The sequence below is a fragment of the Streptomyces pilosus genome, from assembly GCF_014649835.1.
In the GTDB taxonomy this organism is placed as follows: domain Bacteria; phylum Actinomycetota; class Actinomycetes; order Streptomycetales; family Streptomycetaceae; genus Streptomyces; species Streptomyces pilosus.
On sequence record NZ_BMTU01000025.1, the window covers coordinates 14,284 to 34,700 of the forward strand.

The following is a 20,417-nucleotide window of genomic DNA, read 5'->3' on the forward strand; positions in this document are numbered from 1 at the left end:
CCACGTCACAGGGCTCCATGGCGGAGGCGTCCACGTCACAGGGCTCCATGGCGGAGGCGTTCACGGCTCGCCCCGCCCCGGCCACCGGCGCGCGCCCGTCGCGGCCCCACGCGGCCGGCAGCGGGCAGGCCGCGGGCGCCGGCGGGGAACGTCCGTCGCCCACCGGAACCGCCCCGCCCCGCACGCCCACCCTCGCGACCGCACCCGCGCCCTCCCCCGGCGGTCGCGGGCCGGGCGCCGCCGGTCCGTCACGGCGGCCCGCGGACAACCGTCCGGCGGGCCGCGCGGCCCGCGGGCGGCGGCCCGCCTCCCCGGCCGCCCCGGGCCGGGGCAGCCGGACCGCACCGGCACCGGGCCGCGCCCCGCTCGTCGTCCCGCGCGCCACCGACGGGTCCGCGGGCCGGCCCGTGAGCCAACCCGTCCAGCGGCCCGCTCCCCCGCTCCGGCCCACCGACCGCTTCGCCGAGCTGCTCCTCGCCGTCCTGAGCGGCCAGCGCCCCGTGCACGCGATGCTGCGGCACACCGCGGGCCAGGCCTACGACGAACTCATCCGGCTCGCCGAGCGCGGACCGCTCCGCACCCGGGGCGCCCGGCCCGTCGTACGCGACATCGGCTGGTTCGAGCCCCGGGAGGGCGCCATCGAGGCGTTCGCCCGGATCGGTGCCGGGGACAGGCTGCGCGCCATGGCCTTCCGCCTGGAACGGGGCCGCGACCTGCGCTGGCGCTGCACCGCCGTGGAGCTGGGCGGCCCCCGCCCCCGGCGCGCCGGCACCCGCTGAACACCCCCGGCACGCCCGAGGGCCGGGCACCCTGGGGTGCCCGGCCCTCGGCCCGCTCACGGCCGCTCCGTCACCGGAGCGGCCACCGCTCACTTCTTGCGGCGACGCCCGCCCCGCGCCTGCTTGCGGCGCTCCGCGCGCGTCAGGCCGTCCGCCTCGGAGCGCACCGGCTCGTCGTCGGTGGCGAAGTCACCCTCGACCGTGCCGCCCTCGCCGTCCACCGTGGGCGCCGAGAAGTGCAGGTTCCGCCGCTGCGGGGCGTCGAGCCCCTTGGCGCGGATCTCCGGGCGGGGCCCCGCCTGCGCGGGCACCGCCTCCTGCTTCTCCAGGTCGGCCACCGGCTTGACGTCCTCGACCGGGACCTCCTCGACCTGCTGCTCGACCTGGACCTCCAGGTTGAACAGATAGCCGACGGACTCCTCCTTGATCCCGTCCATCATGGCGCTGAACATGTCGAAGCCCTCGCGCTGGTACTCCACCAGCGGGTCCTTCTGCGCCATCGCGCGCAGGCCGATGCCCTCCTGGAGGTAGTCCATCTCGTAGAGGTGCTCGCGCCACTTGCGGTCCAGGACCGACAGCACGACCCGGCGCTCCAGCTCACGCATGATCTCGGAGCCGAGCTGCGCCTCGCGGGCCTCGTACTGGGCGCGGATGTCTTCCTTGATCGACTCGGAGATGAACTCCGCCGTCAGACCGGCCCGGTCCCCGGCCTCCTCCTCGATCTCCTCCACGGTGAGGCTCACCGGGTAGAGCTGCTTGAAGGCGCCCCACAGCCGGTCCAGGTCCCAGTCCTCGGGGAAGCCCTCGGCGGTCTCCGCCTGGACGTAGGCGTCGATGGTGTCGTCCATGAAGTGCTGGATCTGCTCCTGCAGGTCCTCGCCCTCCAGCACGCGGCGCCGCTCGCCGTAGATGACCTCGCGCTGGCGGTTCATGACCTCGTCGTACTTCAGGACGTTCTTGCGCGTCTCGAAGTTCTGGGTCTCGACCTGCGACTGGGCGGACGCGATCGCGCGCGTGACCATCTTGTTCTCGATCGGCACGTCGTCCGGCACGTTCGCCATGGACATCACGCGCTCGACCATCTGGGCCTTGAACAGCCGCATCAGGTCGTCGCCGAGCGAGAGGTAGAAGCGGGACTCACCGGGGTCGCCCTGACGGCCGGAACGACCGCGCAGCTGGTTGTCGATCCGCCGCGACTCGTGCCGCTCGGTGCCCAGGACGTACAGGCCGCCGATCTTCTCGACCTCGTCCTTCTCGGCCTTGACGGCCTGCTCGGCGCGCGCCATCGCCTCGGGCAGGGCGTGCGCCCACTCCTCGATGTGCTCCTCGGGGTCGAGGCCGCGCTGGCGCAGCTCCGCCTCGGCGAGGTCCTCGGGGTTGCCGCCGAGCTTGATGTCCGTACCGCGGCCGGCCATGTTGGTCGCCACGGTGACGCTGCCCTTGCGGCCCGCCTGGGCGACGATCGACGCCTCCCGCTCGTGGTGCTTGGCGTTCAGCACCTCGTGCTGGATGCCGCGCTTGCTGAGCTGCTGGGAGAGGTACTCGGACTTCTCCACCGACGTGGTGCCGACGAGGATCGGCTGCCCCTTGCGGTGCTTCTCCTCGATGTCGTCGACGACCGCCTCGAACTTGGCGACCTCGGTGCGGTAGATGAGGTCGGACTGGTCCTTGCGGACCATCGGCCGGTTGGTGGGGATGGGCACCACACCGAGCTTGTAGATCTGGTGGAACTCGGCGGCCTCGGTCATCGCCGTACCGGTCATGCCGGACAGACCGGGGACTTCCTTGCCGTCGTGGTCGTGGCGCTTGTAGAGGCGGAAGAAGTTCTGCAGCGTGATCGTGGCGAGCGTCTGGTTCTCGTCCTTGATCGGCACCGCTTCCTTGGCCTCGATGGCCTGGTGCATTCCCTCGTTGTACCGGCGGCCGGCGAGGATACGGCCGGTGTGCTCGTCGACGATCATGACTTCGTCATCGATGATGACGTAGTCCTTGTCCTTCTTGAAGAGCTCCTTGGCCTTGATGGCGTTGTTCAGGTAGCCCACCAGCGGGGTGTTCACCGACTCGTACAGGTTGTCGATGCCGAGCCAGTCCTCGACCTTGGCCACGCCGGACTCGTGGATGGCGACGGTGCGCTTCTTCTCGTCGACCTCGTAGTCGCCGGTCTCCTCGATGCCCTTGAGCGGGTTGCCGGGCTCGCCGCGCTTGAGGCGCTTGACCAGCTTGGCGAAGTCGCCGTACCACTTGGTGGCCTGGTCGGCCGGACCGGAGATGATCAGCGGCGTACGGGCCTCGTCGATGAGGATCGAGTCGACCTCGTCGACGATGGCGAAGTTGTGGCCGCGCTGGACGAGCTCCTCCTTCGACCACGCCATGTTGTCGCGCAGGTAGTCGAAGCCGAACTCGTTGTTCGTGCCGTAGGTGATGTCGCACGCGTACTGCTCGCGGCGCTGGGCCGGCGTCATGTTGGCGAGGATGCAGCCGACGTTCAGACCCAGGAACTTGTGGACGCGGCCCATCATCTCGGAGTCGCGCTCGGCCAGGTAGTCGTTGACCGTGATGATGTGGACGCCCTCACCGGACAGGGCGTTCAGGTACGCGGGCAGGGTGCCGACGAGGGTCTTGCCCTCACCGGTCTTCATCTCGGCCACGTAGCCCATGTGGAGCGCGGCGCCGCCCATGATCTGGACGTCGTAGTGTCGCTGGCCCAGCACGCGCTTGGCGGCCTCGCGGACGGTGGCGAAGGCTTCGGGCAGCAGGTCGTCCAGGCTCTCACCGTCGGCGTAACGCTGCTTGTACTCATCGGTGAGGGCCCGCAGCTCGGCGTCGGAGAGGCCTTCGAAGTCCTCTTCGATGGAGTTGACCTGGTCCGCGATGCGGTGCAGCTTGCGCAGGATCTTGCCTTCGCCTGCACGCATGATCTTCGAGAGGACGGACACGGGGGTTGGTCTCCTTGCCGGTCGGGCCTGGGACGGTCGGTTTCCATTTCACTGACTGAGCAACGGCCATCGTATGCGAGGACCCCGCCACGCCGGGAGGCCTGCCGCGGGGGTGGGCGTCGGCTGTTCCTCTTCCGTTTCACGGCCGCCTCGAAAGGAACAACGTCCGAGGCCGCCGGATGGTGCCGCACCGGACCGGCGAATTGCGCGAAGGGTGATCATCGGATCACACACGGCGAAAGCGATGGCGCGCCGCACCGCGCCGTGAGCAGAATCGGCCGATGGAACCCGTCACGCTCACCACCGACCGCCTCCTGCTGCGCCCGGTCGGCCCGCAGGAGACCGACGCCGTGTACGCGATCTGCCAGGACGCGGACATCCAGCGCTGGACCACGATCCCCTCCCCCTACCTGCCCGAGCACGCGCGGGGCTTCACCGAGCAGATGGCCCCCGAGGGCTGGGCGAACGGTTCCATGTTCACCTTCGGCGTCTTCCTGCCCACCGGGGAGCTGACGGGGATGCTCAGCATCACCATGCGGTCGCTCGGCACGGGCGAGATCGGTTTCTGGGGGGCGAAGGAGCACCGCGGCCGCGGCTACATCACCGAGGCCGCCGTCGCCGCCTCCCGCTGGGCGTTCACCCGGATGTCGATCGACCGCGTGGAGTGGCGCGCGGAGGTCGGCAACGCCGCCTCCCGCGCGGTGGCGGAGCGGGCCGGCTTCACCGTCGAGGGTGTCCTGCGCTCCTCGATCAACAACAAGGGGGTGCTGCGGGACTGCTGGGTGGGTTCCCTGCTCCCGTCCGACCTGGGGCTCCCCTCCACGGCGCCCTACCTGCCCGGGAAGGGGTGACCTCCGGGCCCTCCGCCGCTGTCAGTGGCGCCCTCTATCGTGCGGACGTATGACGACCCTTCCGCGTCCGACCACGGAACTCTCGGCCGACGAGGCCCGCCGTATCGCCCTGCGCGCCCAGGGCTTCCTCGGCGCCCCCGACCGCCGCTCCGGCGTGCGGGGAGTCCTGCGCCACCTGGGTGCGGTGCAGCTCGACACCATCTCCGTACTGGCCCGTTCGCACGAGCTCATCCCCTACGCGCGGCTGGGCGCGGTCGGGCGCCGCACCGTCGAGGAGGCCTACTGGAAGCAGCCCTCCCAGCCGGCGCACGCGTTCGAGTACTGGTCGCACGCCGCGTGCATCCTGCCCGTGGAGGAGTGGCCGCACTTCGCCTTCCGCCGCCGCGCCTACCGCGCCCGCCCGCTGTGGAACCACGAGCTGCCCGACGGCACCTACGACCGGGTCATCAAGCAGCTCCGCACGGAGGGCCCGCTCACGGCGACGGAGTTGGGCGGCGCCAAGCGCACCAGCGAGTGGTGGGACTGGTCCGGCACCAAGGTCGCCGTGGAGCGCGCCCTGATGCACGGCGAGGTGGTCTGTGTGGAGCGCCGCGGCTGGAAGCGGGTCTACGACCTGGCCGAGCGCGCGATCCCCGCGGACCTGCTGGGCGACGAGCCGGACGACGCCGAGTGCCTGCGCCGCCTGGTCGGGCTGGCCGGCCGCTCCCTGGGCGTCGGTACGCGGGCGGACATCGCCGACTACCACCGGCTCAAGGGCGAGCAGGTCGACGCGGTGATCGCGGACTCGGGCCTGGTCCCGGTGACGGTGGCGGGCTGGTCCAAGCCCGCCTGGGCCGATCCGGCCGCCCTGGCGGCGCCGGCGCGCGGCCGGCACCGTACGACGCTGCTGTCGCCGTTCGACTCCCTGGTCTGGGACCGGGCGCGCACGGAGCGGATCTTCGGCTTCACCCACCGCCTGGAGGCGTACGTCCCCAAGCCCAAGCGGGTGCACGGCTACTTCGCGATGCCCGTCCTGGCGGGCGGCCGGCTCGTCGGCCGGGTCGACCCGGCCCGGGAGGGCCGCACGCTGGTCGCCAAGCAGGTCACGCTGGACGACCGCAAGGCGGTCCCGGCCGTGGCGCGGGCCCTGGTGGAGGCCGCGGGCTGGGTGGACTGCACCGACGTCCGCGTGGAGCGGGTGGACGCACCCGGGGCGCGCGAGGCCCTCACCCGGGAACTGGCCAGGGTCCTCGCCTGACTGACCTGCCCTCAGCGGATCTCGAGGATCTTCTCCCGCATCGCGTAGACCACCGCTTCCATCCTGGAGTGCAGCTGAAGCTTCTCCAGGATGTTGCGCACGTGGTTCTTCACGGTGTTCTCGGAGATGAAGAGTTCCTTGGCGATGTCCCGGTTGTTCATGCCCGTGGCCACGAGTTTGAGGACTTCCAGTTCACGGTCCGTCAGCCGGGGCGCCGGCACGAGCCGTCGCTCGTCGGTGCGCTGGATCATCGACTTGAATTCGGTGAGCAGTTTCGACGCCATGGACGGGCTGATCTGGGACTGTCCGTCGGCGACCGCCCGAATGGCGGTGGCCACCTCGTCGGTGGAGATCTCCTTGAGGAGGTAGCCGGTCGCGCCCGCCTTGATGGCGTCGTAGAGGTCGGCTTCCTCGTCGCTGATGGTCAGCATGATGATTTTCGCGCTGGGGGCGACCTCCTTGATGGAGGTGCACGCCTCGATCCCGCCCCGCTTGGGCATCCGCACGTCCATCAGGATGATGTCGGGCAGCAGGTCGGCGGCCTTCTCCACGGCTTCGGCGCCGTCCCCCGCCTCTCCGACGACCTGGATGTCCTCCTCGGCCGCGAGCACGATCTCCAGTCCGCGGCGGAACAGCGCGTGGTCGTCCACCACAAGGACTCTGATCGGCTCCTTGCGTGGAGTGTCCGCGTCCGGGCCCATGCCGACGACGCCGCCGCCGGCATCCTCGTCCCGCATCGGTCCGAAACTGTCCGCCATCGTTCCTCCCCCTGAAGGCTGTGGCCTGTGGTCCTGACCATCGCCAACCCAAGGCAACGGCCCATCGGTTGAGCCGCTGCCGCCATGATTCCATGCCCGGACGACACCGGGGTGCCGGTGTGTGCGTGAAGTGGGCGCACACCGGTGCCCCTGGGGGCGCACACGCGCGCACCAGGGGCACCGGCCGTGCTGTGGTCGACTGTCAGCCGCCGAGCGTTCCGCCCGCCTCGGGGGAACCGCTCCCGGTGACCATCGTGTCGGTGCTGAGGTGGATCACGCCGTAGTCGTAGGCGTGGCGCCGGTAGACGACGCTGGGCTCCTTGGTCTCGGAGTCGACGAACAGATAGAAGTCGTGCCCGACCAGCTCCATCTCGTAGAGCGCCTGGTCGAGGGTCATGGGCGCGGCCACGTGGGTCTTCTCGCGGACGACGAGGGGGCCGTCACCCTGTACTTCCAGCGAGCCGATCTTCTTGGTGGGGACGGCTTCCGGCTCGTCCCGCGGGACGCTCTCGCCCGCCCCGTTGAGTGTCGCCACGCCCGGGACGTGGTCGGGGACCTCGGCTGCCGAGATCCTGCGCGCGCCGCGCCGCGAGAAACGCTTGTCGTGCTGCTTGCGCAGCCGGGCGTCCAGCTTCTCCGCTGCCAGGTCGAGCGCCGCGTACGCGTCACTCGCCGCCGCCTCCGCCCGGATCACCGGACCGCGGGAGCGGAGCGTGATCTCCACTCGGTCACAGCGGTCGGCCTGTCGGGGGTTGGGCTCCTTGGACACCTCGACGTCGAGGCTGATCACCTTGCCATCGAGCTTCTGGATCTTCTCCAGGTTCAGCTTCTCGGCCACGTGCTTCCGGAACCGCTCGGGCACCTCGGTCTTGCGGCCCTTGACGACGATGTCCACGCAGAACTCCGTTCCCGGATCACTCCGCCTCGATGCGGAGTGTCTCCCTTTTGCACCAGGCTCCGGTGACGTCCGGAGCCTCGGACTCTCGGTGACGTCCACCTCCTCCCCCAGGAGCGAGATCTCCAGTCCACCGGTGCGGGTGATTACGAAAAACCCGCAACGCGGCAATCGGATTCGAGAGGTCTGGCCTGCGGCTTTCCCTCACAACCGAACATATCTCGCCCGGACGGATGTCGTCACCCTCTACCGCGCCATACCTCCATTCCGGTGAATTACCCCTCTCATAACCTGCAACGACGTCCCTACTCAGTCAGTTCCGGGTGTATTTGGAAAGCATCCGGTGAGGCCGCGACGACCGCGGCGCACACCCCGTCGATCTTCCCCTCGGCACCGCCCGCGACCGCCGTTCCCGACGGCCGGCGGAACCTCGGGCCCGCACTCTGTCGATCCGGTCCGTTCCGTTGTTCTCCTCTCCTTTCCCAGGTCTCACCCAGGTACACGAACGCGGGCCCCGAAATGCTCGATCCGCCGCCGGGCCCGGTCCGCGCCGCCCGCACCGCGCGGGCCGCCTCGGCCAGCGACGCCCCCGTCGTCATCAGGTCGTCGACCAGCACGACCCGGCCTCCGCGCAGCAGCCGTCCACAGCCCGGGGCGAGTGTCAGCGCGCCCGCGAGATTGGCCAGCCGCTGCCGGGCGCCGAGCCCCGACTGGTCGGCCACCGCCCGCCGTTGACGCAGGGCGGCGAGTACCCGCACGGGTACCCCCGTCCGTCTCAGCTCACCCGCGGCCGCGTACGCGAGCCGCAGGGCGGGGTCGTGCCCGCGGGCGCGGGTGGCCCGCCGCGCGGACGGCACGGGAACGAGCAGCACCGGCCCGCCCCCGGACCCGCCGTCATGGCCCGCGCGCCGCGTCCGGGTCGCGCGCAGTCCGGCCCGCACCGACCCCGCCAGGGCCTCGCCGAGCGGCCCGGTCAGGGCCAGGGCGCCACGCTCCTTGTGCGCCAGCAGCGCCGCGCGCACCGCGTCCGCGTACGGCGCCGCCGCGTGTACCGGCGGCAGCCCGGCCGGTTCGGGCGCCGGCCGCACCCTGCGCGGCGCCGCCCCGCTCAGCGCCGTACGGCACGCGGCGCAGAGCACCGCACGGGGTCTGCCGCAGCCGCCGCACTCGGCCGGGAGCACCAGGTCGGTGAGGTCCTGCCACCAGTCCCGCATGGGTCCACTGTGCGCGTCCCCGACCCGCCCGGCCACCCCTGTGGAAAACTCTCCGCCACCGGTCCGCACGGGCCCGCGGTCACCCCGGATAGACGGGCGCCGTCCCCTCCGTCACCTTCTGCCACTGCGCCCCCGAGGGCAGCCGTACGATCCCGTCCACGGAGTACGCCACCAGCGGCGCCAGTTCGTCCTCGGAGGCGGTGACGGCCTTCACGCCGGTCAGCGCGGCGGGCGGCGTCACGTCCGGCGTGGAGCCGTCGACCTCGACGTACTTCATCTGCTCCACGCCCCCCTCCTCGCGTCCGACCACCACGAGCCGGCTGTCCCCGGCCCAGGACATGGCGGTGACCTGCTCCAGCTCGGGCGTCGCCGAGCGCAGCTCCAGCACGGTGACCGCGGGGCGCTCGTCCGTGCCGCCGGCCTCCGTGTTCCGTTCGATCCGCCCGATCAGCAGGGAGCGCCGCTCGCCCTCCTCGACGACGAGCGCGATCCGCACGCCGTCGGCCGCCACCCGGACCGCCCGCACCCGGCCGTCCAGGCCCGGGGTGCGCACCTCGACCGGCTCGCCGCCGCCGTCCTCCAGCAGGTACAGCCCGGGGGCGTCCGGATCGCGGTCGGCCACCCACAGGCCGCCCTGCGCGTCCCAGCTGGGCGCGGTCAGCCGGTCGTCCTCGGTCTTGCCCCGGCTGCTCAGCACGGGCTCCCCGAGGGAACTGCCCGCCACCAGCGAGGTCACGTACAGCGACTTGCCGTCGACGCCGACCCCGGCCGCGCTGCGCTCGTCCCGGGCGACCGCCACCGACCGCAGTGTCGTCCCGCCCTCGCCCAGCGGCCCCGGCACCGGGTCCGGGTCGGTGTCGCTGGTGCCCGCCGCGATCCGTGCGAGCCGGCGCTCCCCGTCGACGAAGTACAGGTACTCCGGCTGGTGCAGCGCGCCCCGGGTGGCCACGATCTCGGCGCCCTCCCGGGTGAGCGAGCACAGCTGACCGCCGCCGGCCCGCAGCTCGACCTCGTCCACGGCGGGGCTCAGGCCGCGCAGCGTGAACAGCAGCTGGGCGGCCATCTCCTCGCACCGGCCGGTGCCGACCTCGGCCGCGCTGTCGTTGAGCGGCACGGTCAGGCGGCCCCGGTCGTCCGGCGTCAGCGGGCCGGTGCCCTCGCGCAGCGCCGTCCCGGTGGGGAAGCTCGACCGGACCACGGGGTCCAGCCAGGTGGTGGGCCCGCCGAGGAGGGAGTTGACCATCCGGGTCGTGGGATCGACGTGACGGCGCACGTAGACGGGGTCGGCGACCGCCATCGGCAGCGCCGTGCCGGCCGTCCTGGTGGTGTTGGAGGCGAAGTAGTACTTGTTGACGGACATGTAGTTGCGCTGGAAGTCCGACTTGCCCATGACGACGCCCTGCGGCACCACGTCGATGCGCCACTGGCCGCTCTTGGCGTCCTTGGTCAGGTGCACAAGCTTGTCGTAGGGCCCGGAGGCGGGCGCGAACGACTGCTGCTCGTCGACGGTGGCGACCTTGCTGCCGGTCAGCGTGTAGGACAGCGAGCCGGTGTCCTCCCGGTCCGGGCGGTCGGCCCGGGCGCCCGGACCGTTCGACAGGACCGTGGTGGACAGTTCCGGCCGCCAGGTCTTCGCCGCCTGCGGCGTCAGGTACTGGCGTGCGGTCTTGTAGTCCGGGTCGTCGCTGGTCAGCGCCTCCAGGAAGCCCTGGACGATCTGTGTGGGGGTGGCGTCCTCGCTCGGCGGCATGGCGAACACCCGCACCTGGGTGTCCTGCCGGGGCGTGGACTCCACGCCCCGCAGGTCGCCGCTGTCGGGCATCGAGGCGCACCCCGCCAGCAGGACGACCCCGCCGGCCGCGTACGCCACCGTCCGCCCCGCCGTCCCCCGGCCGCGTCCACCGCGTCCACCGCGTTCACCGCGTCCACCGCGTCCACCGCGTTCACCGACCACGCGAAGCCTCCCCGTCCCTCTCCCCGTCGCGCGACGCGCTGCCGCCGCCGGGCCCCTCGGCGCCGGAGTCCGGCTCCCCCCGCGACGTCCGCCGCGTGGCCGTGCCGTCGCCGGTGCCCCCGCCGTGCGGCGTACCGTCCCCGGCCGGCGTCCCGGGCGTCATGCGCGTACTTCCCGTCCGTGCCACCACTCGTGCGCCGTTGCCGGGCAGGGCGGTGGGGTCGGCCGTGGGGGTCACGGCCGTGGGCGGCAGGGCGAACGGGTCCCTGGCCGGACCGTCGGCGCCGGGCTGCCGCGCCGGCGCCGTGGCGCTCTTCCCGCCGTGCCGGCCGCCGCTCGGCAGCCCGGCGTCGTCGAGCCCGCGGTTGCGCCGCGAGTCCTTGGGCTCCAGGGGTATCGGAGACCCCCTCAGCGGCTCGTCGGCGGTCCTCGGCAGGGTCAGCCGGAACTGCGAGCCGCCGCCCGGTTCGCCCCACGCCTGGAGCCAGCCGCCGTGCAGCCGCGCGTCCTCCAGGGCGATGGACAGCCCGAGACCGGTACCGCCCGTGGTGCGCGCGCGGGCCGGGTCGGCCCGCCAGAAGCGGCTGAAGACCCGCGTCGCCTCGCCGGGCTTGAGGCCCACGCCGTAGTCGCGCACCGCCACCGCGACGGCGCCGCCGGCCGCGGCCAGCCTGACCACCACGTCCCTGCCCTCGCCGTGCTCCACCGCGTTGACGACGAGGTTGCGCAGCACGCGCTCCACGCGCCGCGCGTCGGCCTCGGCGACGACGGGCTGCTGGTCCCCCACGACCTTGACGCGGGTGCCCTTGCGCTCGGCGAGCGGCTCCGCCCCGCTGACCACGCGCCGTACGACGTCGCGCAGGTCTATCGGCTCCGCCTCCAGCGCCGCCGCGCCCGCGTCGAAGCGGCTGATCTCCAGCAGGTCGGCGAGCAGCGACTCGAACCGGTCGAGCTGGTCGGCGAGCAGTTCGGCCGACCGCGCGGTCACCGGGTCGAAGTCCTCGCGCGCCTCGTGGATGACGTCCGCCGCCATCCGCACGGTCGTCAGCGGCGTGCGCAGCTCGTGGGACACGTCCGACACGAACCGGCGCTGCATCCGCGACAGGTCCTCGAGCTGGCTGATCTTCAGCTGGAGGTTCTGCGCCATCTTGTTGAAGGCCTCGCCGAGCCGCGCGATGTCGTCCTCGCCGGTGACCTTCATGCGCTCCTGGAGCCGGCCGGCGGACAGCCGCTCGGCGATTCCCGCCGCCATCCGCACCGGGGTGACGACCTGCCGCACGACGAGCCAGGCGATCGCCCCGAGCAGGACGACGACGAACAGCCCGGCGGTCGCCAGGGTGCCCTTGACCAGGCTCAGCGACTTCTCCTCCTGGGTGAGCGGGAAGAGGTAGTACAGCTGGTACGGGTCCCGGTTGGGGTCGTTGACCTGCTTGCCGATGACCAGGGCGGGCTGGGACTCCTTGCCGGTGTCGTACACGATGCGCGTGTAGCTCTGTGCCGCCGAGGTGTTCTCGTCGATCCGCTCCCGCAGTTCCGCCGGCACGCTGGCCGTCGGGTTGACCTGACCGGAGGCGCGCGGGCCGCGCCCGCTGCCGCTCGCGTCGGCCGCGGGCAATGTCACCACGTCGAAGGCGCCCTGACCACCGCTGGAGAGGGACTCCACGAGGTCGCTCATCCACTGGATGACGCTCTGCGAGGGGCGGCCGTCCGCCGCGGTCTCCTCGTCGCCCGTGACGCTCACGGCCTCCTCGGCCTGCTGCTTGGCCACCGCGAAACCGCCGGTGGCCTGGCTCTGGGAGGCCTTCACCTTGGCGTCCAGCAGACCGTTGCGCACCTGGCCGATGACGACGAAGCCCAGCAGCAGGACCACGCCCAGCGACATCAGCAGGGTGGTGGCGACGACCTTCAGCTGGATGTTGCGCCGCCACAGCCGCATGACGGGCAGCAGCGGCCGGCGCACCCAGCGCATGAACAGCCGGATCACCGGGCTGCCCTGCACCCCGCCCTCCAGCAGCCCGCCCTCGAAGAGGCGTCCCCAGCGGGAGCCCGCCGGCTTCCGGCCGACAGGCCGCTCCGGGCGGTCCCCGGGCCGGCCGGGCGCCGAAGCGGCACTGTCACCGGACATGTCAGCTCGGTCCTGCCTTGTACCCGACACCACGGACGGTCACCACGATCTCCGGCTTCTCCGGGTCCTTCTCGACCTTGGAGCGCAGCCGCTGCACGTGCACGTTCACCAGCCGGGTGTCCGCCGCGTGGCGGTAGCCCCAGACCTGCTCCAGCAGGACCTCACGCGTGAACACCTGCCACGGCTTGCGGGCGAGCGCGACCAGCAGGTCGAACTCCAGCGGTGTCAGCGCGATGGACTGCCCGTCCCGCTTCACGGAGTGCCCGGCCACGTCGATCACCAGGTCGCCGATGGCGAGCTGCTCCGGCGCCGGCTCCTCCGACCTGCGCAACCGTGCCCGGATCCGGGCCACCAGCTCCTTCGGCTTGAACGGCTTGACGATGTAGTCGTCGGCCCCCGACTCCAGGCCCACCACCACGTCGACGGTGTCGCTCTTCGCCGTGAGCATCACGATCGGCACCCCGGACTCCGCCCTGATCAGACGGCACACCTCGATGCCGTCCCGGCCGGGCAGCATCAGGTCGAGGAGGACCAGATCGGGTTTGGACTCACGGAAGGCGGCCAGCGCCTTGTCGCCGTCGGCTACGAAAGACGGCTCAAAACCTTCACCGCGCAGCACGATGCCGAGCATCTCGGCCAGTGCGCTGTCGTCGTCGACGACAAGGACTCGTCCCTTCATAAACGACATCATCCCATTAGCTAATCGTGACCTGGCGTGACCTGGCACACAGGTCGGCCAGGGCCTCGGTCGTCACGGGCGAAACGACACCTTCCTCGGTGACGATCGCGGTCACCAGCTCCGGCGGCGTCACGTCGAACGCGGGGTTGTACGCCTGCGTCCCCAGAGGTGCCACCGGGATCCCCCCTCCCGCCTCCGTCCCGGCCACCGGCACCTGCGGCGCCGTGACCTCCGTCACCTCATGACCGGGGCGCTGCTCCACCTCGATGGACGCCCCGTCCGGCGTCGCCGGGTCCACCGTCGTCACCGGCGCCACCACGATGAACGGCACATGGTGGTACCGCGCGAGCACCGCGAGCGGATAGCTCCCCACCTTGTTCGCCACCGAACCGTCGGCCGCGATGCGGTCCGCCCCGACGAGCACCGCGTCCACCTCGCCCGCCGCGAACAGCGATCCCGCCGCGTTGTCGGTGAGCAGGGTGTACGCCATGCCGCTGCGGGCCGCCTCGTACGCCGTCAAGCGAGCACCCTGCAGCAACGGACGCGTTTCGTCCACCCACAGGCGCCTCAGCCGTCCCACCCGGTGCGCCGCCAGCGCCACGGCGAACGCCGTCCCCTCCCCACCCGACACCAGCGAACCGGTGTTGCAGTGCGTGAGGACCCGGTGCCCGCCGCCCGGCAGCAGCTCGTCGAGGAGCGCCAGCCCGTGCTCCGCCATCCGGGCGCTGGCCTCGGCGTCCTCCCGGTGCAGCTGCCGTGCCGCGGCCAGCGCCGCCCCGGCGGCCTCCCGGGTGTCCCCGCCCCGGGCGAGCACGGCCCGGTGGGCGGAGTGCGCCCGCCGCACCCCCACGGCGAGGTTCACCGCGGTGGGCCGGGCGCTCTCCAGCGCCGCCGCCGCGTCGTCCACGTCGAAGCCCCGCACGGCCGCGAGGGCGACGCCGTAGGCACCCGCGAGACCCAGCAGGGGCGCGCCCCGCACGGCGAGCGAGCGGATCGCCTCCACCAGGGCGGGCGCGTCCGTACAGACCAGTTCGACCTCCTCGGCCGGCAGCCTCGTCTGGTCGAGCACGACCAGGACGGGACCTTCGGGTGGCTCTTCCCAGCGCAGTGCCGGGATCTCGGTCGGCCGCTTGTTGTCGCCGCTGTGCGCGTACTGATCAGCCATGCCGCCAGTCTGCCCCCTGTGGGGCCGACAATTGAAGGTACGCAGCCCCTGCCTCGGCAGGTCGGCCGACGACCACCCCATGGCACGATGGCTGCCAAGCTGCCGCCGCGACCGCGGTCGGGCACCGTGAAGGAGCGACGATGAACGACACTCCGGGCTGGGCCTCGCCCGGATCCGCCCCGTCCGAAGGGCAGGAGCCGGGCGCGTCCGGACCTGCCGGGCCCACCGGCAGCCCCGGCCCCGAGCAGCCGGGCCGCCCCCCGCAGGAGCCGGGCGGGAAGTGGTCCAAGGAGCAGCCGCCGGCCGGCCAGTGGTCCGCCCCCACCGGCCACCCCGGCTCCACGGGCCCCCACCAGGCCCCGCCGCCACCGCCCGGCCCGGGCTGGGGCACCCCGCCGCCCGGCGGGCCCGGCGGCCACGGCGGCGGTCCGGCCGGTCACGGAGGCTGGGGAGGCGGCGGCTGGGGAGGGCCCCCGCCCGCGGCGAAGCCCGGCGTCATCCCGCTCCGCCCGCTCGGCGTCGGCGAGATCCTCGACGGTGCCGTCTCCACCATGCGCACCTACTGGCGCACGGTCCTCGGCATCTCGCTGACCGTCGCCGTCCTCACCGAGATCGTCGTCGTCCTGCTCCAAGGCCTGGTCCTGGACCACGCGAGCACCGAGGCGCTCGACGACCCCAGCGCCACGCTCGACGAACTGACCGACGCCATGGGCGAGGCCCTGCTCAACTCCGGCGTGGTCTTCCTGGTCACCCTGGTCGGCACGGTCGCCGCCACCGCCCTGCTCACCACGGTCACCAGCCGCGCGGTGCTCGGCAGGTCGGTCACCACGGGCGAGGCCTGGCGCGACGCCCGCCCGCAGGTCCTCAAGCTGTTCGGGCTGATCTGCCTCCTGCTGCTCATCACCACCGGCATCATCGCCGTGGGCGCCCTGCCCGGCTTCCTCGTGACCCTGGCGGCCGGCAGCGAGGTAGGCGTCGGCCTCACCGTCCTCGGCCTGCTCTGCGCGGGCGTCCTCGCCGTCTGGCTGATGGTCCGCTTCTCGCTCGCCTCGCCCACCCTGATGCTGGAGAAGCAGGGCATCGTGAAGGCGATGACCCGCTCCGCCAAGCTGGTCCGCGGCTCCTGGTGGCGGGTCTTCGGCATCCAGCTCCTGGCGACGATCATCGCGAACGTCGTCGCGTCGATCATCGTCATCCCGTTCACCTTCCTCGCCTCGGCCCTCAGCGGGGACGGCGTCACCGGCTTCCTCAACAGCGCCGGCGGCGACATCGGCTGGACGTTCCTCATCGTCAGCGGCATCGGCTCGGTCATCGGCGCCATGATCACCTTCCCGATCACGGCCGGCGTCACCGTGCTCCTCTACATCGACCAGCGCATCCGCCGCGAGGCCCTCGACCTCGAACTGGCCCGCGCCGCCGGCGTCCGCGACCACGGCCCCACCCCGGGGAGCTGATGCGGTGACCGCCACGGGGGGAGTTCTCACACACGTACGGGCGCTGCCCGCGACCGCCGACAGCGCCGTACGCATGCTGCCGGGCGGCGACGACGAGCCGCCGCTCACCGTCCCGCGCGACCCCGCGCGGGAGGCCGCCCGGCGCGAGCTGTCCAAGGGCATCTACCACGAGAACGATCCCAGCTGGTACCGGAAGGCCCTCGACGCCTTCTGGGACTGGGTCGGCGGCCTGTTCGAGGCCGCCTCCACCGCGACCCCCGGCGGCATGCTCGGCCTGGTCGTCGTCGTGGCCGCCGTGATCGCCGTCCTGGGCGCCCTGTGGTGGCGCCTGGGCACGCCGGGCCGCCGCCCGCCGTCCGCGCCGGCCCTCTTCGACGACCGTCCCCGCAGCGCCGCCGAACACCGCGCGGCCGCCGAGGCGCACGCCGCCCAGGGCCACTGGAACCAGGCCGTCCAGGAACGCATGCGGGCCATCGTCCGCGCCCTGGAGGAACGCGCCCTGCTCGACGCCCGCCCCGGCCGCACCGCCGACGAGGCCGCCACGGAAGCCGGCCGCGCCCTGCCCGCCCACACCGACCGGCTGCGCACCGCCGCCCGCGCCTTCGACGACGTCACCTACGGCGGCAGGACCGCCACACAGCCGTCGTACCGGCAGATCGCCGACCTCGACCACGACCTGGACCGCACCAGGCCCCAGCAGGCGGGCAGCGACGCCACCCGGAGCACGGACACCGACACCCGCCAGGGAGCCGCCGGATGACGACCGAGGTCACGCGCCCGTCCACCTCGGCCTCGCCCACCGCCCGCCAGGTGTGGACCCGCACCCGCGGCATCGCCCTCGCGCTGGTGCTGCTGATCGCGGCGGCCGTCGCGATCGCCGTGGTCCGCTCCGACGCCCACCACGGCGAACTCGACCCGCGCTCCGCCGACCCCCGCGGCAGCCGCGCCGTCGCCGAACTCCTGGCCGACCGCGGCGTGGACACCCGCGTGGTCTCCACCCTCGGCGAGGCCGCCGACGCGGCCGGCCCCGACACCACCCTCCTGATCGCCGTCCCCGACCTGCTGACACCCAGCCAGCAGACCCGCCTGCACGCCGCCTTCGTCGGCTCCGGCGGCCGCACCGTCCTCGTCTCCGCGGGCGGCTCCTCCGTGGAACGCCTCGCGCCCGGTGTCACCGCCGACCCCGCCACCAGCTTCGACTCCACCCTCGCCCCGCGCTGCGAGCTGCCCGCCGCCCGCCGCGCGGGCACCGCCGACACGGGCGGCATCCGCTACAGCACCACCCACCTGCACGCCGACGAGTGCTACCCCAGCGAGCGCCTGTCCACCCTGCTGCGCCTGCCGGCGCCCACCGGCGACGGCGACACCGTCGTCCTCGGCGCGCCCGACATCCTCCTCAACGACCGCCTGGACGAGCACGGCAACGCCTCGCTCGCCCTCCAGCTCCTCGGCTCCCGCCCCCACCTGGTCTGGTACCTGCCCTCCCTCGCCGACGCCTCCGCCGCCGGGGACCAGGGCGAGCGCGGCCTCTTCGACCTGCTGCCCTCCGGCTGGCTGTGGGGCACCCTCCAGCTGTTCGTCGCGGCAGCCCTGGCCGCCCTGTGGCGGGCACGCCGGCTCGGCCCGCTGGTCGCGGAGAGACTGCCGGTGGCGATCCGCGCCTCCGAAACCGTCGAGGGCCGCGCCCGCCTCTACCGCAAGGCGAACGCCCGCGACCGCGCGGCCACCGCTCTGCGCTCGACCACCCGCACCCGCCTCGCCCCCCTCGTCGGCGTCCCCGCCACCCAGGCGCACGCGCCGGAGGCCCTGCTCCCCGCCCTGTCCGCCCACCTCCAGGGCGACACGGGGTCCCTGCACCCACTGCTCTTCGGCCCGCCCCCCGGCGACGACGCCGCACTGATCCGGCTCGCCGGCCAACTCGACGCCCTCGAAAGAGAGGTACGCCGTCCATGATGGACCCGACCACCGACAACGCCGCGCACACCGGGGACCCGGCCGCCGCCCGGGCCTCCCTGGAGTCCCTGCGGGCCGAGATCGCCAAGGCCGTGGTCGGCCAGGACCCCGCGGTGACCGGTCTCGTCGTCGCGCTGCTCTGCCGCGGCCATGTGCTCCTCGAGGGCGTCCCCGGTGTCGCCAAGACCCTGCTCGTCCGCGCCCTCGCCGCCACGCTGGAACTCGACACCAAGCGCGTCCAGTTCACCCCGGACCTGATGCCGAGCGACGTCACCGGCTCCCTGGTCTACGACGCCCGCACCTCCGAGTTCTCCTTCCAGCCGGGCCCGGTCTTCACCAACCTCCTCCTCGCGGACGAGATCAACCGCACTCCCCCGAAGACCCAGGCGTCCCTGCTCGAGGCCATGGAGGAGCGCCAGGTCACCGTCGACGGCACCCCCCGCCCCCTCCCCGACCCGTTCCTGGTCGCCGCCACCCAGAACCCGGTCGAGTACGAGGGCACCTATCCGCTGCCCGAGGCCCAGCTCGACCGCTTCCTCCTCAAGCTGACGATCCCGCTGCCGTCCCGCCAGGACGAGATCGACGTCCTCACCCGCCACGCCGCGGGCTTCGACCCGCGCGACTTGGGCGCCGCGGGCCTGCGCCCCGTCGCGAACGCCGCCGACCTGGAAGCGGCCCGCCGCGCCGTCGCCGGGACGACCGTCTCCCCCGAGATCACCGCCTACGTCGTCGACCTCTGCCGCGCCACCCGTGAATCGCCGTCCCTCACCCTCGGCGTCTCCCCGCGCGGCGCCACGGCGCTGCTGGCCACCGCCCGCGCCTGGGCCTGGCTGACCGGCCGCGACTACGTCACTCCCGACGACGTGAAAGCCCTGGCCCTCCCCACGCTCCGCCACCGCGTGCAGCTTCGCCCGGAGGCGGAGATGGAGGGCGTCACGGCCGACTCGGTCATCAACGCGGTCCTCGCCCACGTCCCCGTCCCCCGCTGATGGCCCCCACCGGACGCGCCGCCCTCCTGGCGGCACTCGGCTCCCTCCCCGTGGGCATCTGGGAACCCGGCTGGACGGGCATCATCGCCGTCAACGCCCCCCTCGCGGTGGCCTGCGCCTGCGACTACGCCCTGGCCGCTCCCGTACGCCGGCTCGGTCTCAGCCGCTCCGGCGACACCTCGGTACGCCTGGGCGAGACCGCGGACGTCACCCTCACGGTCAGCAACCCCTCGCGCCGGCCGTTGCGCGCCCGCGTCCGCGACGGCTGGCCTCCCAGCAGCTGGCAGCCCGGTACGGAGGTGGCGGCCTCCCGTCACCGCGTGGTGATCCCCCCGGGGGAACGCCGGCGCCTCATGACCCGTCTGCGCCCCACCCGTCGCGGTGACCGCCGGGCCGACCGGGTCACCGTCCGCTCCTACGGCCCCCTCGGTCTCTTCTTCCGCCAGGGCACTCACCAGGTCCCGTGGACGGTGCGCGTCCTGCCGCCGTTCACCAGCCGCAAGCACCTGCCGTCGAAACTGGCCCGCCTGCGCGAACTGGACGGCCGCACCAGCGTGCTGACCCGGGGCGAGGGAACCGAGTTCGACAGCCTGCGCGAGTACGTACCCGGCGACGACACCCGTTCCATCGACTGGCGTGCGACGGCCCGCCAGTCCGCGGTCGCGGTCCGCACCTGGCGTCCCGAACGCGACCGGCACATCCTCCTGGTGCTCGACACCGGCCGTACTTCCGCGGGCCGGGTGGGTGACGCCCCCCGCCTGGACGCCTCGATGGACGCGGCCCTGCTCCTCGCCGCCCTGGCCTCCCGCGCCGGCGACCGCGTCGATCTGCTCGCCTACGACCGCCGGCTGCGCGCCCTCGTCCAGGGCCGCTCGGCGCGCGACGTCCTTCCGTCCCTGGTCAACGCGATGGCCACGCTGGAGCCCGAGCTCGTCGAAACCGACGCTCGGGGCCTGACGGCGACGGCGCTCCGCTCGGCCCCCCGCCGCTCCCTGATCGTGCTGCTCACGACGCTCGACGCGGCTCCCGTCGAGGAGGCGCTGCTCCCCGTGCTGGCCGGGCTGACCCGGCGTCATACGGTTCTGCTGGCTTCTGTCGCGGATCCGCACATCGCCCGGATGGCCGGGGCTCGCGGGGACGTGGACGCGGTGTACGAGGCAGCGGCGGCGGCCCAGGCCCACGCGGAGCGCGACCGCACCGCGGATCAGCTACGGCGGCACGGTGTCACGGTCGTGGACGCGGTCCCCGAGGAACTGGCGCCCGCTTTGGCGGATGCGTATCTGGCCCTGAAGTCGGCGGGACGCCTGTAGTTTGTAGTTAACGGGGACGAGGGCGATGAAAGACACCCTCGTACCCTTGTGGGAACTGTCCTGAAATGCAGAAAGCCCCGTGCCGAAGGGCACGGGGCTTTCTCAACAATTGTTCGGC

The 20,417-nt window shown here is 72.9% G+C and carries 16 protein-coding genes; 8 read left to right on the plus strand and 8 right to left on the minus strand.

Going from position 1 to position 20,417, the window contains the following annotated elements:
- Nucleotides 1-407: 407 nt before the first annotated feature.
- Complete coding sequence (locus tag IE118_RS33270) at nt 408-779, plus strand: Rv3235 family protein (protein ID WP_373298432.1); 372 nt, start codon at nt 408-410, stop codon at nt 777-779.
- Nucleotides 780-868: 89 nt separating this feature from the next.
- Here the strand turns inward: IE118_RS33270 and secA are convergent, their stop codons facing one another.
- Complete coding sequence (gene secA / locus IE118_RS33275; RefSeq protein WP_189561834.1) at nt 869-3,715, minus strand: preprotein translocase subunit SecA; 2,847 nt, start codon at nt 3,713-3,715, stop codon at nt 869-871.
- A 281-nt stretch (nt 3,716-3,996) separates the two neighbouring features.
- Between secA and IE118_RS33280 the strand changes: the two genes are divergently transcribed.
- Together IE118_RS33280 and IE118_RS33285 are read left to right on the plus strand one after the other, a co-directional pair.
- Nucleotides 3,997-4,566 (plus strand): GNAT family N-acetyltransferase, encoded by a 570-nt coding sequence (locus IE118_RS33280; protein WP_189561835.1) that lies wholly within the window; start codon nt 3,997-3,999, stop codon nt 4,564-4,566.
- A 49-nt stretch (nt 4,567-4,615) separates the two neighbouring features.
- Nucleotides 4,616-5,803, plus strand: a complete 1,188-nt coding sequence (locus IE118_RS33285) for a winged helix-turn-helix domain-containing protein (protein WP_189561836.1) — start codon at nt 4,616-4,618, stop codon at nt 5,801-5,803.
- An 11-nt stretch (nt 5,804-5,814) separates the two neighbouring features.
- On the opposite strand, the gene IE118_RS33290 is transcribed toward IE118_RS33285, so the two are convergent.
- The 7 genes from IE118_RS33290 to mtnA form a co-directional block, all read right to left on the minus strand.
- Entirely contained in the window at nt 5,815-6,561 is a 747-nt protein-coding gene (locus IE118_RS33290) for a response regulator (RefSeq protein WP_189561837.1), read from the minus strand.
- A gap of 202 nt (nt 6,562-6,763) precedes the next feature.
- Nucleotides 6,764-7,456 carry a ribosome hibernation-promoting factor, HPF/YfiA family gene (hpf, locus tag IE118_RS33295; RefSeq protein WP_189561838.1) on the minus strand — a complete coding sequence of 231 codons (693 nt, stop codon included), beginning with the start codon at nt 7,454-7,456 and terminating at the stop codon, nt 6,764-6,766.
- Nucleotides 7,457-7,761: 305 nt separating this feature from the next.
- On the minus strand, nt 7,762-8,670 hold the full coding sequence (locus IE118_RS33300; protein WP_189561839.1) for a ComF family protein: 909 nt from the start codon (nt 8,668-8,670) through the stop codon (nt 7,762-7,764).
- Between the two features lie 79 nt (nt 8,671-8,749).
- Nucleotides 8,750-10,540 (minus strand): LpqB family beta-propeller domain-containing protein, encoded by a 1,791-nt coding sequence (locus IE118_RS33305; RefSeq protein WP_491591199.1) that lies wholly within the window; start codon nt 10,538-10,540, stop codon nt 8,750-8,752.
- Between the two features lie 73 nt (nt 10,541-10,613).
- A complete protein-coding gene (gene mtrB / locus IE118_RS33310; protein WP_189561840.1) occupies nt 10,614-12,749 on the minus strand; it encodes an MtrAB system histidine kinase MtrB in 2,136 nt (711 codons plus the stop codon).
- A 1-nt stretch (nt 12,750) separates the two neighbouring features.
- Nucleotides 12,751-13,440: a two-component system response regulator MtrA gene (mtrA, locus tag IE118_RS33315; protein WP_189561841.1), complete on the minus strand. Its 690-nt coding sequence runs from the start codon at nt 13,438-13,440 to the stop codon at nt 12,751-12,753.
- A 4-nt stretch (nt 13,441-13,444) separates the two neighbouring features.
- A complete protein-coding gene (gene mtnA, locus IE118_RS33320) occupies nt 13,445-14,593 on the minus strand; it encodes an S-methyl-5-thioribose-1-phosphate isomerase (RefSeq protein ID WP_189561842.1) in 1,149 nt (382 codons plus the stop codon).
- A gap of 140 nt (nt 14,594-14,733) precedes the next feature.
- Between mtnA and IE118_RS33325 the strand changes: the two genes are divergently transcribed.
- Genes IE118_RS33325 through IE118_RS33345 form a run of 5 tightly spaced genes read left to right on the plus strand, consistent with a single transcriptional unit; the run spans nt 14,734 to nt 20,299 of the window.
- A complete protein-coding gene (locus tag IE118_RS33325) occupies nt 14,734-16,047 on the plus strand; it encodes a DUF7847 domain-containing protein (protein ID WP_189561843.1) in 1,314 nt (437 codons plus the stop codon).
- A 4-nt stretch (nt 16,048-16,051) separates the two neighbouring features.
- Entirely contained in the window at nt 16,052-16,807 is a 756-nt protein-coding gene (locus tag IE118_RS33330) for a DUF4129 domain-containing protein (RefSeq protein ID WP_189561844.1), read from the plus strand.
- Nucleotides 16,804-18,000, plus strand: coding sequence for a DUF4350 domain-containing protein (locus IE118_RS33335; RefSeq protein WP_189561845.1), 1,197 nt, complete (start codon nt 16,804-16,806; stop codon nt 17,998-18,000). Before IE118_RS33330 ends, IE118_RS33335 begins: the two co-directional genes overlap by 4 nt.
- A complete protein-coding gene (locus IE118_RS33340; RefSeq protein WP_373303263.1) occupies nt 17,997-18,989 on the plus strand; it encodes an AAA family ATPase in 993 nt (330 codons plus the stop codon). Before IE118_RS33335 ends, IE118_RS33340 begins: the two co-directional genes overlap by 4 nt.
- Nucleotides 18,989-20,299, plus strand: coding sequence for a DUF58 domain-containing protein (locus IE118_RS33345; protein ID WP_189561846.1), 1,311 nt, complete (start codon nt 18,989-18,991; stop codon nt 20,297-20,299). Before IE118_RS33340 ends, IE118_RS33345 begins: the two co-directional genes overlap by 1 nt.
- The last annotated feature ends 118 nt before the right edge of the window (nt 20,300-20,417 follow it).